Here is a 13,165-nt window from a genome sequence, read left to right on the forward strand (position 1 = left end):
TACTATCACACGTAGACAGTTGAAAGACACAAATTGCTGATGTTTAGAGGAGGAACCGATTATGAGTGAAATTAAAAAAATCGTGTTAGCATATTCTGGTGGTTTGGATACATCCTGCATTATTCCATGGCTGAAAGAAAATTATCCCGGTGCGGAAGTTATTGCAGCCTGTGCCGATGTAGGACAGCCTGACGACTTTGAAGCTATTGAAAAGAAAGCCATCAAATCGGGCGCATCCAAAGCTTATATTATGGATATTAAGAAAGAGTTTATGGAAGACTATGTATGGCCCTGCGTCAAAGCTGATGCCGTATATGAAGGAAAGTATCTCCTGGGCACCTCCTTTGCACGGCCGCTTATTTCCAAGAAGCTCGTCGAAATCGCTAAAAAAGAAGGCGCCGACGCTATTGCCCATGGTGCAACCGGCAAAGGCAACGACCAGGTACGGTTTGAACTGACCGTCAAGGCTCTGGCTCCGGAAATCAAACTGATTGCTCCCTGGAGAATCTGGGATCTCAAATCGCGGGAAGACGAAATCAAATATGCAGAAGCACATAACGTTCCTGTCGATTACAAATCGGAAGAAAATCCCTATCCGTACAGCATGGACTGGAATATCTGGCATCTGAGCCATGAAGGCGACGATCTGGAAAATCCGGCCAATGCCCCGAAAGATATGGTATACATGGTCACGACACAGCCGGAAAAAGCACCGGATACGCCGGAATACGTCGAACTCACTTTTGAAAAAGGGATTCCCGTAGCCGTCAACGGCAAAAAGATGGATGCTCTCGAACTGATCACGACCCTCAATGCCATCGGTGCCAAGAACGGCATCGGCATCGTAGACCTCGTAGAAAACCGTCTCGTAGGCCTGAAGAGCCGTGGCATTTATGAAAACCCGGGCGGTGCCATCATCATGTATGCCCACAGAGAATTGGAATATCTGACACTGGACAGAGCTACGTATCACTTCAAAGAACACGTTGCCAATAAATACGCTGAACTCGTATACGACGGCATGTGGTTCTCCCCGCTCCGCGAAGCACTGGCTGCGTTCGTCGATGAAACGCAGAAGACCTGCAGCGGCACGGTAAAATTGAAATTGTATAAAGGCAATATCATCAGTGCTGGTTCTTCGTCGCCCTATTCTCTCTACAGTGAAGAATATGTCACCTTCGGTGAAGACGATGTATACGACCAGAAAGATGCCGGCGGCTTCATCAACCTCTTTGGTCTGCCGCTGACCATGCGTGCTCTGATGATGCAGAAGAACGAAAAGAAGAACAAATAAGGAGCGATTTTCTGATGAAGTTATGGGGTGGCCGGTTTACGAAGGCAACGGATAAAAATGTAGAAGCATTCAATGCATCCATTCAGTTTGATTGCCGTATGTATGCAGAAGATATCTGCGGCAGCATCGCTCATGCGACGATGCTGGCCCGTCAGGGGATTATCTCTGATGCGGATAAAGATGCTATCGTAAACGGACTGAAACAGATATTTGAACAGATTGAGCATGATGAATTCGAATTTTCCATTGAGCTGGAAGATATTCACATGAATATAGAAAAGCGGCTGACTGATGCCATCGGCGAAGCAGGCAAGCGCCTGCATACCGGCCGCAGCCGCAATGACCAGGTAGCGCTCGATACGCATCTGTACCTGCGCCGGGAAATTGCCGATGTGGCAGGGCTGCTCATCCAGCTGCAGCAATCCATCGTGAAAGCGGCGGAAAAATATAGCGATGTCATCATGCCGGGGTACACGCATTTGCAGCGGGCTCAGCCGATCTTGTTCAGTCATCACCTCATGGCGTATTTTTCCATGCTGTCCCGTGATTTTGAGCATCTGCAGTTTGCCTGGAACATGGCCGACCGGATGCCTCTCGGGGCGGGGGCACTGGCAGGGACGACCTATCCCCTGGACCAGCCGTATGTTGCCGATGTACTCCATTTCGGTAAATTGTATGATAACAGTATGGATGCTGTCAGTGACCGCGATTATATCATTGCTTTCCTGGAATTTGCCGCTGTCCTCATGATGCACCTGAGCCGTCTTTCCGAAGAGTTCATTCTCTGGTCCAGCTCGGAATTCAAGTTCATCGAACTTGACGATTCCCATTGCACCGGTTCTTCTATCATGCCGCAGAAGAAGAATCCCGATATCTGTGAACTCGTCCGCGGCAAAACGGGCCGATTCTATGGCCATCTCATGGCAGTACTGACCATGATGAAGGGAATCCCCATGGCCTATGATAAGGATATGCAGGAAGATAAAGAAGGCGTTTTTGATGCCATTGATAATCTGAAGTTTGCCCTGACTATCTATGCGGCGATGATCGATAAGATGACTGTCAATGGCAAACACATGCGGGATGTCCTGGAAAAAGATTTTTCCAATGCAACCGATATGGCCGATTACCTGGCTAAGAAGGGACTGCCCTTCCGCGAAGCCCATGCCGTCGTCGGCAAAGCCGTGCATTACTGCATTGAACACGGCAAGGTGCTGCAGCAGCTCAGCCTGGAAGAACTGCAGGCCATGAGCCCGCTCTTTGAACAGGATATTCATCATTATCTCGATATCGAAACCTGTGTGGCCCAGCGCCGTACCTACAACGGAACGGCACCGGAATCGGTGGCCCGTCAGATTGCTTCAGGAAAGGCCGTCGTAACAGGAGAAGAAGGACAGCTCCAATCATGGAATTCTGTGGTTTCCTCTGTCTATGAGTTAATCAAATAAACACAGCAACGAAAGACTGCCGTCCTCAACAGGGAACGGCAGTCTTTCGTTTTCTGCGGCAGGAACGGGATTCTTTTTAAAAGACGGCCGGGTGAAATTTTTACTAGTCACTATGACTGAAATAATGTATAATAGATAAGTATGAATAAAAAAGAAACATTTTGCATCCAGAAAGGAGGGGCGTAGGAATGACTAATGTGGTACAAACGACACTGGCCCAGCCGGTTTCATACAGTGGTATCGGCCTGCATGCTGCCAATGAAGTCCACATGGTATTGCGCCCGGCCCCGGCTGACACGGGGATTGTATTTGTCAGGACAGACCTGGCAGATAGGCCATCGGTACCTGCACAGTTAGCCTATGTGACCAATACCATGAGGGCGACGACACTGGAACGGGGAGAAGCCAAAGTATTTACGGTAGAACATCTGCTTTCGGCATTGCAGGGCATGGCTGTCGATAATTGTATTGTAGAAATGGATTCTGTTGAACCGCCTGTAGCGGACGGAAGCAGCATGACCTTTGTCAGACTGATTGAAAAGGCCGGTATACGGAATCTGGATACACCGCGGCATGTTCTGGCTGTGCGCCGGCAGCATCTCGTGCAGGAAGAAGATAAATTCATTGCCGTTCTTCCCTATGACGGATTCCGCATTACCTTTACTTCTATCAATCCTCATCCGATGCTGGGAGTACAGTTCAGCGATACAGAAATTACCAAGGAAAACTATATCCGCGATATAGCTTTTGCCCGTACTATTGCCTTTACCAGAGAATTGGATATGCTGAAAAAGCTGGGACTTGGAAAAGGCGGTACTCTGGAAAATACGATTGTTTATGATGATACAGCGTGCTTGTCCGTGTTGCGGAGCGACGATGAACTGGTCCGGCACAAAGTCCTGGATGTCATCGGGGACATGGCTCTCCTGGGCCGGCCTTTGAAAGGACATATCATCGCTGTCAAATCGAGTCATAAATTGAATAATATGCTGGCGCGACAGATCAGTGAAGAAATGAATTAAGGGAGGAATTTACAGATGGCAATCGAAAAAACATTAGAAGTAACGGATATCATGGAAATATTACCACACCGCTATCCGATGCTGCTCGTTGACCGTATTATTGAACTCGAACCGATGAAGTACGCTATTGGTATTAAAAATGCAACCTTTGACGAACAGTTTTTCCAGGGACATTTTCCGGGAAAACCGGTCATGCCCGGTGTACTTCTGGCAGAAGCCATGGCTCAGGTAGGCGGCGTAGCCCTCTTGTATCCGGAAGAAAACCGCGGGCTCATTCCTTTCTTTACAGGGATTGATAAACTCCGTTTCCGCCATCCCGTCCGTCCCGGCGATCAGATCGTCATGCGGGCGGATATCGTAAAAATCAAGGGCCGTATGGGAAAAGTCAAGGCCCAGTCCCACGTAGGGGACATTCTGTGCGCAGAAGGGGAATATCTCTTTGCCCTGATGCCGGGACAGGAACCGAGAAAATAAGAAATAGGCCGGATTAATGCAGAATTTGCAGAAAAAAAGTGGATAGAAGAGATAACACGATATAATCATACTTTTTTTACGGTTACATTTTGTATGGCCTTTACAGATTTTATGTTATATTACTATAATTTTTTATGCACCTGTCTGTCAGACAGGGTAGCAAGGAGTGACTCTAATGACCGAGGAAAAAGAAAACATGCCGCAGAGCATGATCCATCCAACGGCTATTATAGATCCACAAGCAGAAATCGGTCCTGGCGTGAAAATAGGTCCTTATGCTGTCATCGGCCCTCATGTAAAAATCGGGGCTGGTACGGAGGTCATGGCCCATGTTACCATTGACGGTTGGACGACTATAGGCGAAAACTGCCGCTTCTTCCCGAGCTGTTCTATTGGATCGGAACCACAGGATTTAAAATATCATGGTGAAAAGAGTTATCTGATCATCGGTGACCGGTCTGTTTTCCGTGAATTTGTAACGGTCAGCACAGCGACTGGCGAAGGCGAAGAAACGCGCATCGGCAGTGACTGCCTTTTCCAGGCATGTACCCATGTAGCTCACAACTGCGTCGTAGGAAATCATGTCATCATGAGCAACTGTGCCGGTCTGGCCGGTCATGTCACTGTAGAAGACCGGGTTGTCATCGGCGGCATTGCTGGTGTCCACCAGTTCGTCAAAGTTGGCCGCAACAGCATGATTGGCGGTCTGGCAAAGGTCGTGCAGGATATTCCGCCTTTTGTCATCGCTGATGGCCAGCCTGCCCGCGTCATCGGGCTCAACAGCGTCGGCCTTTCCCGGGCTGGCATGTCTGATGATGTACGGCGTGAATTAAAAAAAGCTTTCCGCATCCTCTATCGTTCCGGACTGAATCTGGGACAGGCGATTGCCGAGATGGAACAAGAGCTGGATAGCTGCGAAGAAGTGGAACATCTGCTGCGCTTCCTGCGCAATGCCGAACGGGGTATTATGCGGGGAACCAAAGATTGAACATGTATGAGGGCAGGTAAGGCTCGGCCTTGCCGCCCTTTTTTTATGGTGTTTCTTCATCGTGATGACAGGATACGTGTTTTTTTGGTATAATATACTGATGAGTTTTGATTATGTAGAATAAGGATGAGATATACATGGAAAAAGTAGGGTTACTGGCCGGAATCGGCAATCTTCCCGTGGCGTTTATGCGGGCTGCACAGCAGAGCGGCCATGCCGTAGTCGTCATTGCCGTCGTGCCTGATGTAGCGCCGGAACTGGCAAAAGAAGCCGATGTTTACTACGAAATCAATGTAGCCAAGCTCAATAAGATCATAAAGACACTGCGCAGTCATGATGTAGATAAAGTCACGATGATAGGGAAAGTGACAAAGGAAATCCTCTTCAAAGGGCTGAAGATGCCTGACATGCGGGCGTTGAAATTACTGGGACGCCTGCGCAACCGGAAAGACGATACGATTATGCTGGCTATCGTCGATGAACTGGCCAGAGATGGTATTGAAGTCGTTGATCAGACGCAGTATCTGAAGCCCCTTATGCCCTGTGCCGGCGTATTATCTAAACGGCCGCCGACGGAGGAAGAATCGGATGATATCCGCTTTGGCTTTGTCACGGCCAAAGCCATGGGCGGCATGGATATAGGACAGACGGTAGTCGTAAAGCACAAAGCCGTCATGGCCGTGGAAGCTATTGAAGGGACCGATGCCTGCATCCTCCGTGGAGGTGCGCTGGGCCGGGGCCATGCCGTCGTCGTCAAAGTAGCCAAGCCCAATCAGGACCTGCGCTTCGATGTGCCGGCCGTGGGGATGACGACGCTCCGTAGCATGATAGAGAGCGGTTGTACCGTTCTGGCTATTGAGGCGGGGCGTACGCTGTTTGTCGAACAGGAACAGGTCCTGGCGGAGGCAGACCGGCGGGGCATATGCATTTGTGCCGTTGATAAGACGTATTGACAGGAGTCTCTATGAAAATTATGTTTTCAGCCGGTGAAGCATCGGGGGATATGCACGGTGCCAACCTGGCCCGGGCACTGAAGGAGCTGGATCCGGAAGTGGAACTGCTGGGCATGGGCGGATCCCGCATGGCAGAAGCCGGCGTACGCATTGTATACGATATTAAAAATCTGGGATTTATCGGCGTGGGAGAAATTATCCGCAAGATTCCCTTTTTCTTCCGCCTGCGGGACTTTCTTCTCGAAACGATGAGGAAAGAAAAGCCCGATGTACTAGTCTGTATCGATTATCCCGGATTTAATATGCGCCTCATCAAGAAGGCGCGGGAAGCCGGCATTCGTGTTATCTATTATATTCTTCCGACTATTTGGGCCTGGCATAAAAGCCGGGGAAAAGTCATAGCCGAAAATACCGATCTGGCTATTTCACTGTTTCCCTTTGAAGCGCGGTTGTATGAACAAATCGGCACTCATGTGGCCTATGCCGGTCACCCGCTGATCGATACGGTGCATCCGTCTATGACGCGGGAAGAAGCCATCCGCATCTTTGGCCTGGATGAGTCGAAACGGACTATCCTTCTCATGCCGGGCAGCCGTCTTCAGGAAGTTCGGAGCCTGCTGCCGGTCATGCTCGATGCGGCTGCCATCATAGCAGAACAAATACCGGACGTGCAGTTCCTGCTGCCGGAAGCTTCCACTATAGACCGGAGCCTTCTGGAAAGCCTGATTCCCCAGGACGGGCCGGCTGTCCACATCGCGGCAGAAGGCGTCTATGATATGATGCATATCAGTACGGCTGCCGTGGCTGCGTCGGGAACGGCTACGCTGGAGACGGCTCTCATGGGGCTTCCGACCCTGCTCATTTACCGTGTGGGGAATCTGACGTACTGGCTGTCGAAAGTACTCGTACACATTAAGAGCATCGGCCTGCCCAATATCATCATGGGACACCGTATCATGCCGGAACTCTGGCAGAATGAAGTGACGCCGGAAGCGATAGCCCGGGACATGATTCACCTGCTGACGGACGAACAGGCATGGCAGAAGCGTCATGAAGCCATGCTGGCTGTGCGCAGGGAAATGGGAGAGCCCGGGGCCGTCCGTCGCACGGCTGCTACTATTTTACAATTCGTTAAGGAGAATTCTACTGCATGAAGCAATATAATAGCTGGCAAAGCTATAAAAGACTGTTACGTTTCGTACTTCCCTATAAAAAAAGACTGGTTGTAGCCGTCATCTGCATGGCCTTTTCCGGCCTGAGCAACGTCGTCGTGCCCTGGCTGATCAAGGACGTCATCGATAAGGTACTGGCTAATAAAGATGTATTTACCCTTAACCTCATCGTCATCGGAATCCTGGCACTGTTCTTTGCCAGAGGCTTTTTCTATTTTGGCCAGCGATACCTCATGAGTTTTGTCGGACAGAAAATTGTCAACGATATCCGTGAGGCCTTGTACCGCCATTTACAGACACTGTCCCTGTCGTATTTCGACAAGCGCAAGACCGGCAATATCATGAGCAATCTGACCAACGACGTCACGGCACTGCAGACGGCCATTGCCGGCAACCTCATTTCCTTTGTTCAGGAAGCGGTCATCCTCGTAGGCTCCCTCGCTTCCATGCTGTACTTGTATTGGAAGCTGACCCTGCTGACGCTGGTTATCGTTCCCCTCGTTGTCTTTACCATCCGTTTCTTTGGCGGGCGGCTGCGCCAGGCCGGGCATAAAGTCCAGGGGAAAATGGCCGATATTACGGCCCTTCTGGAAGAAGCGATTTCCGGCATCCGCATTATCCGCTCTTTTAACCGGGAAGAGTTTGAAATCAAGCGCTTTGTCGTACAGAATGACAGCAATTTCTGGGCTCTCATGGCGACGACGCGGCTGACGGCTATGCTGACGCCCTTTATCCAGTTCTTTGCCGCCATCGCCGTGACCGGTATCATCTGGTACGGCGGCATGAGCGTCATCAACGGAGAAATGACGGCCGGCGCGCTCATCGCCTTCCTGATTTATGCCATCAACCTGGCAAATCCCGTACGCCGTATCAGTGAAATTTACGGTGATATCCAGAAATCACTGGCCGCTGCGGACCGTGTCTTTGAAACCCTCGATACGGAACCGGAAGTTAAGGAAAAAGACGATGCTGTCGAACTTCCGCGCGTAGAGGGCCATGTCTGCTTTCATCACGTGGACTTTGCCTATGATGCGGATCATCCGGCCCTGACGGATTTTAATCTGGAAATCCAGCCGGGCGAAATCGTTGCCCTCGTCGGTCCCAGCGGGGCCGGCAAATCGACGGTGGCCAATCTCCTGCCACGGTTTTACGATGTGACCGGTGGTTCTCTGACTATCGACGGTACGGATGTACGCGATGTGACCTTCCAATCTCTGCGGCAGCAGATTGGCCTGGTCCCGCAGGAAACGATGCTGTTCAACGCTACCATCCGGGAAAATATCCTGTACGGCCGCCTCGACGCGACTGATGATGAAATCGTCCGGGCTGCCAAAGCGGCTAATGCCCACGAATTCATTTCACGACTGCCCGATGGCTATGACACTATCGTCGGTGACCGCGGCAATGCCCTTTCCGGTGGCCAGCGCCAGCGTATCGCCATTGCCCGTGCCATTTTGAAAGATCCGCGCATCCTCATCCTCGATGAAGCGACATCGGCTCTTGATACGGAATCAGAAAAAATTGTCCAGGCGGCACTGGAACGGCTCATGCAGGGCCGTACGTCCGTCGTCATTGCCCATCGCCTGAGCACCGTACGCGATGCCGACAAAATCGTCGTCATCGATCACGGACGAATCGTTGAAGAAGGAACGCATGCAGAGTTACTGGCCAGAGGCGGCCTGTACGCTCATTTGTATGCCGTGCAGTTTAAAGAAAAAGCGGAAGGTTGAAAACTATGTTAAATCGCCTGCGTGTCAAATCGATGTACTGGCTGTATAATATCCTGCTTCTCATGTATTGGGCGTCTCTCATTCCTGTGCTCATCTACCGCCTCATACATGAAGAAGGATTTTATCAGCGCATCAAACAAAGCATCGGTTTTCTGCCAGATGAGCTGAAGAAAAAAATATCAGACCGGCACGCCATCTGGGTCCATGCGGCTTCGGTCGGCGAAATCGTGGCAGCCAGCCCGATTGTGCGGGAAATGCGGAAAGAACATCCCCAGGAAGTCATCATCGTTTCTGTCGTCACGGCGACGGGATTCCGCATGGCGCATCAGATCATAGACGGGGCAGACGGCATCCTGTATTTTCCCCTGGATCTGCCTTACCTGACCGGCCGTATCCTTAATATCGTCAACCCCAAAATCATCGTTCTCGTGGAAACGGAAATCTGGCCGAATTTTCTGCGCATAGCCAACCGCAAGAAAATCCCCATCATGATGATGAATGGCCGTATCAGTCAGCGCAGTGTTTCCCGGTACCGGTTGATTACCTTTTTTACCCGTCATGTTTTGTCGTCCATCCGTATTTTCTGTATGCAGAGCCGGATTGACGCCCAGTATATCATCGACATCGGAGCCGATCCCAATAAGGTCATCGTGACAGGCAATACGAAATACGATCAGACTTATGGCATCGTGACGCCGGAAGAAAAGAAGAAATTCCTGGCTGAGCTGGGATTTTCGGAAAGCGATTATCCTATTATGATTGCCGGCAGTACCCACAAGGGAGAAACGGGATCCGTCTACAAGGCCTTTTCTGCCATACGGGAAAAACATCCGAAGGCCCGTCTGATCATCGCCCCCCGCTACATTTACCAGTCTGACCTGGTGCGGGAAGAAGGACGGAAATATGGCATCACCATGGCCAAACGCAGTGAAATGAAAGCAGGAAAGAAGATGGACGGTCCCTATGAAGGCGTCATTCTCGATACCATTGGCGAACTGGGGCGGGTATACAGCCTGGGCGATCTGGTATTCGTCGGCGGCAGCCTGGCCCATATAGGAGGACATAATATACTTGAACCGGCAGCTCATGCCAAACCGATCGTCGTCGGCCCCAATATGTTCAATTTTGTGGAAATTTACGACCTGCTGAGCAGCCGCGGCGCCTGTATCATGGTCAAAAATGAAGAAGAATTCATCAGAACCTGTGTGCGCATCGTCGATGACCGGCAGATGGCCGAAAATATGAAACGTCACTGTATTGAAATCGTACAGGAAAATCAGGGGGCGACGCGCCGCAATCTGGCGGAACTGCAAAAAATACTGGATGACCTTCACGCCTGGAGATGATGTCATGTCTATCTACAGTAAAATAGCAGCCTATATGGGATATCTCATGGCAGATACCCCCCATAGCTGGAAAGACGGCCCTGTGCTGGCAATCCTTTCCGGTCTTTCGGTGCTCTATGGCTGGGGCGTACGGCGCCGGTACCAAGCTTATGTATCTCACCCGGAAAAGCAGGCCCATCTGTCAGTCCCGGTCATCAGTCTGGGGAATATCACTGCCGGCGGGACTGGAAAGACACCTACGGCGTGCTACCTGGCCAGATGGCTGTGCCGGAAGGGATATAAGCCGGCCCTTCTGAACAGGGGATACCGCTCTCAGGCTGAAAAAGGAGCGGCGGTCATGTCCGACGGTGAGCATATCCTGCTAAATGCCCGTGCTGGCGGCGATGAGGCCCTGCTCATGGCCCGCAGCCTTCCCGGCGTTCCCGTCCTGGTCGGAAGGGAACGGGCCCGTACAGGCCAGATGGCAGTCCGCATGCTGGGAGCGCAGGTGCTGCTCCTCGACGACGCCTTTCAGCACTGGCAGCTGGCCCGGAATCTGGATATCGTCCTCATCGACAGCACCAATCCTTTTGGTAACGGTCATCTCCTTCCCAGAGGAATCCTGCGGGAGCCGATGGAACATCTCCGGCGGGCCGGGTTCTTCATCCTGACCAAATCAGATTTATGCAGCCGCGAGGAAAAAGAGAAAATCTGCCAGACCCTGCGGAAATATAACGAGACGGCCCCTGTAGCCGAAGCGGTTCATCAGCCGGCCTGGTGTATTTCCTTCAAAGACTGGTATGAAGGCCGGAAAGACCGGCATGGCTGCAGCCAGCTTACGGTGGGGGCGACAGTAACTGCCGTATCGGCCCTGGGAAATCCCGCCTCCTTTGAAGCGACGGTCTGCGCCTGCGGATACCATCTGGGTGACCGTATCCGCTATGATGACCACCATCCCTATACCGCTGCGGATATACGGATGATGGAAGAAAAGGCCGCCCAATGCGGATCCGTACTGGTAACGACGGAAAAAGATGCCGTCAAACTGCCGGCATCGGATATACTGGAACGACAAGTCCCGCTATGGGTACTGGGTATAGAAATAGTGATCTGCAAAGGAGAAGAAGCTTTGCAGACCTGTATTCTCAATCATATAGGAGGAACGACATGAACTTTATCTGCATCATTCCCGCACGGTTTGCTTCGACGCGTCTTCCGGGCAAACCCCTGGCGGATATTGCTGGCAAACCGCTGATCCAGCGCGTATATGAACAGGCCGCAAAGGCCGGGAAAGTATCTTCCGTCGTAGTGGCCGTCGATAATCCCCGCGTATATGATACGGTCGTCACCTTTGGCGGCCATGCCGTCATGACCCGGGAAGACCATGCCAACGGTACGGATCGACTGGCAGAAGCGGTGGGGCATTACCCCGACGCCGATGTCATCGTGAACGTTCAGGGGGATGAACCACTCATCACGCCAGAAGTCATCGATGCCCTGTGCCAGACCTTTGAAGAAGACGATTCTCTCATGATGGCGACGGTGGCGACGCCGCTCAAAGAAGACGAGTATGACGATCCCAGCGCGGTGAAAGTCGTCATGAACAAGCGGAACGAAGCCATGTATTTTTCCCGTTCCCTCATTCCTTATCCCCGTCATCCCTTCCATGATGCCGTACGGCCGTACAAGCATATCGGCATTTACGCATACCGCCGGGATTTCCTGCTGCAGTATGCTTCTATGGAACCGACACCGGCAGAAGAAGTAGAATCGTTGGAACAGTTGCGCGTTTTGGAAAATGGCTATAAGATAAAAGTTATCACGACAGAGCAAGAATTTATCGGCATCGATACGCCGGAAGATCTGGAACATATCCGTGAATATTTTGCAAAGGAGTCCCAATCATGAAAGCAGTACAGGTAGGAAACAGGCAAATTGGCGGCGACGGCAGACTATTCGTCATGGCCGGTCCCTGCGTCATAGAGGACCCGGAACGGGTGCTGCGCATCGGCAGAGAAATGAAAGCCATCTGCAGCCGTCTCGGCCTTCCCTATATATTCAAAGCTTCTTTTGATAAAGCTAACCGTTCGAGCTGGAAATCGTTCCGCGGCCCGGGCCTTACAGAAGGGCTGAAAATCCTCAAAGCCGTCAAGGAAGAATTACAGATACCCGTTGTCAGTGACATCCACGATGCCAGCCAGGCAGAACCGGCGGCAGAAGTCCTCGATATCCTGCAGATACCGGCTTTCCTCTGCCGGCAGACTGATTTGCTGCAGGCAGCGGCCCGCACGGGAAAATGTATCAACGTCAAAAAAGGGCAGTTCATGGCGCCGTCGGATATGAAAAACGTGGCAGAAAAAATCAGTCACGAAGGCAATGAAAACATCATTCTGACCGAACGGGGCGTATCCCTTGGCTATCACAATCTCGTCGTAGATATGCGCAGCTTCCCCATCATGCGTGAATTCGGCTATCCTGTCGTCTTTGATGCTACCCACAGCGTCCAGCTGCCCGGCGGAGCCGGTACCCATTCTTCCGGCCAGCGCCAGTTCATTGGCAACCTGGCCAGAGCGGCGGCTGGTTCCGGCATCGACGGCGTATTCATGGAAGTACATGACAATCCGGAAGAAGCGCTTTGCGATGGTCCTAACATGCTCTATCTGACACAGGTAGAAGGGCTGCTGCGCGATATGATGGCTATCAAGGCCGTTGCCGATAAAAGCGCGTCTACGGCCATGAAATAATAACAGAGGTGAAAG

General features: G+C 51.5%; 12 protein-coding genes. All 12 read left to right on the forward strand.

What is annotated here, in order from left to right:
- Window positions 1-61: 61 nt before the first annotated feature.
- Window positions 62-1,294: an argininosuccinate synthase gene (locus tag B4H10_RS01540; protein ID WP_059076768.1), complete on the forward strand. Its 1,233-nt coding sequence runs from the start codon at window positions 62-64 to the stop codon at window positions 1,292-1,294.
- 14 nt (window positions 1,295-1,308) lie between these two features.
- Entirely contained in the window at window positions 1,309-2,742 is a 1,434-nt protein-coding gene (argH, locus tag B4H10_RS01545; RefSeq protein WP_059076769.1) for an argininosuccinate lyase, read from the forward strand.
- Window positions 2,743-2,930: 188 nt separating this feature from the next.
- On the forward strand, window positions 2,931-3,764 hold the full coding sequence (lpxC, locus tag B4H10_RS01550; RefSeq protein ID WP_292017623.1) for a UDP-3-O-acyl-N-acetylglucosamine deacetylase: 834 nt from the start codon (window positions 2,931-2,933) through the stop codon (window positions 3,762-3,764).
- 15 nt (window positions 3,765-3,779) lie between these two features.
- The gene (gene fabZ, locus B4H10_RS01555; RefSeq protein WP_059076771.1) at window positions 3,780-4,238 is read left to right on the forward strand and encodes a 3-hydroxyacyl-ACP dehydratase FabZ; all 459 of its coding nucleotides are present in this window, start codon (window positions 3,780-3,782) and stop codon (window positions 4,236-4,238) included.
- A 175-nt stretch (window positions 4,239-4,413) separates the two neighbouring features.
- A complete protein-coding gene (gene lpxA, locus B4H10_RS01560) occupies window positions 4,414-5,226 on the forward strand; it encodes an acyl-ACP--UDP-N-acetylglucosamine O-acyltransferase (protein WP_059076772.1) in 813 nt (270 codons plus the stop codon).
- Between the two features lie 137 nt (window positions 5,227-5,363).
- The gene (locus B4H10_RS01565; protein ID WP_113855461.1) at window positions 5,364-6,179 is read left to right on the forward strand and encodes an LpxI family protein; all 816 of its coding nucleotides are present in this window, start codon (window positions 5,364-5,366) and stop codon (window positions 6,177-6,179) included.
- Window positions 6,180-6,190: 11 nt separating this feature from the next.
- Entirely contained in the window at window positions 6,191-7,333 is a 1,143-nt protein-coding gene (gene lpxB / locus B4H10_RS01570) for a lipid-A-disaccharide synthase (protein WP_059076774.1), read from the forward strand.
- A complete protein-coding gene (gene msbA, locus B4H10_RS01575; protein ID WP_059076775.1) occupies window positions 7,330-9,081 on the forward strand; it encodes a lipid A export permease/ATP-binding protein MsbA in 1,752 nt (583 codons plus the stop codon). The genes lpxB and msbA overlap by 4 nt, the downstream gene beginning before the upstream one ends.
- A 32-nt stretch (window positions 9,082-9,113) precedes the next feature.
- Window positions 9,114-10,427, forward strand: coding sequence for a 3-deoxy-D-manno-octulosonic acid transferase (locus tag B4H10_RS01580; RefSeq protein ID WP_059076808.1), 1,314 nt, complete (start codon window positions 9,114-9,116; stop codon window positions 10,425-10,427).
- Window positions 10,428-10,431: 4 nt separating this feature from the next.
- Window positions 10,432-11,577 carry a tetraacyldisaccharide 4'-kinase gene (gene lpxK / locus B4H10_RS01585; protein WP_292018045.1) on the forward strand — a complete coding sequence of 382 codons (1,146 nt, stop codon included), beginning with the start codon at window positions 10,432-10,434 and terminating at the stop codon, window positions 11,575-11,577.
- Window positions 11,574-12,314, forward strand: coding sequence for a 3-deoxy-manno-octulosonate cytidylyltransferase (kdsB, locus tag B4H10_RS01590; RefSeq protein WP_059076777.1), 741 nt, complete (start codon window positions 11,574-11,576; stop codon window positions 12,312-12,314). Before lpxK ends, kdsB begins: the two co-directional genes overlap by 4 nt.
- Window positions 12,311-13,150: a 3-deoxy-8-phosphooctulonate synthase gene (gene kdsA / locus B4H10_RS01595; RefSeq protein ID WP_292018046.1), complete on the forward strand. Its 840-nt coding sequence runs from the start codon at window positions 12,311-12,313 to the stop codon at window positions 13,148-13,150. The genes kdsB and kdsA overlap by 4 nt, the downstream gene beginning before the upstream one ends.
- Window positions 13,151-13,165: the final 15 nt, after the last annotated feature.

The organism is Megasphaera sp. UBA4382, from assembly GCF_002391155.1.
Lineage (GTDB): Bacteria > Bacillota > Negativicutes > Veillonellales > Megasphaeraceae > Megasphaera > Megasphaera hexanoica.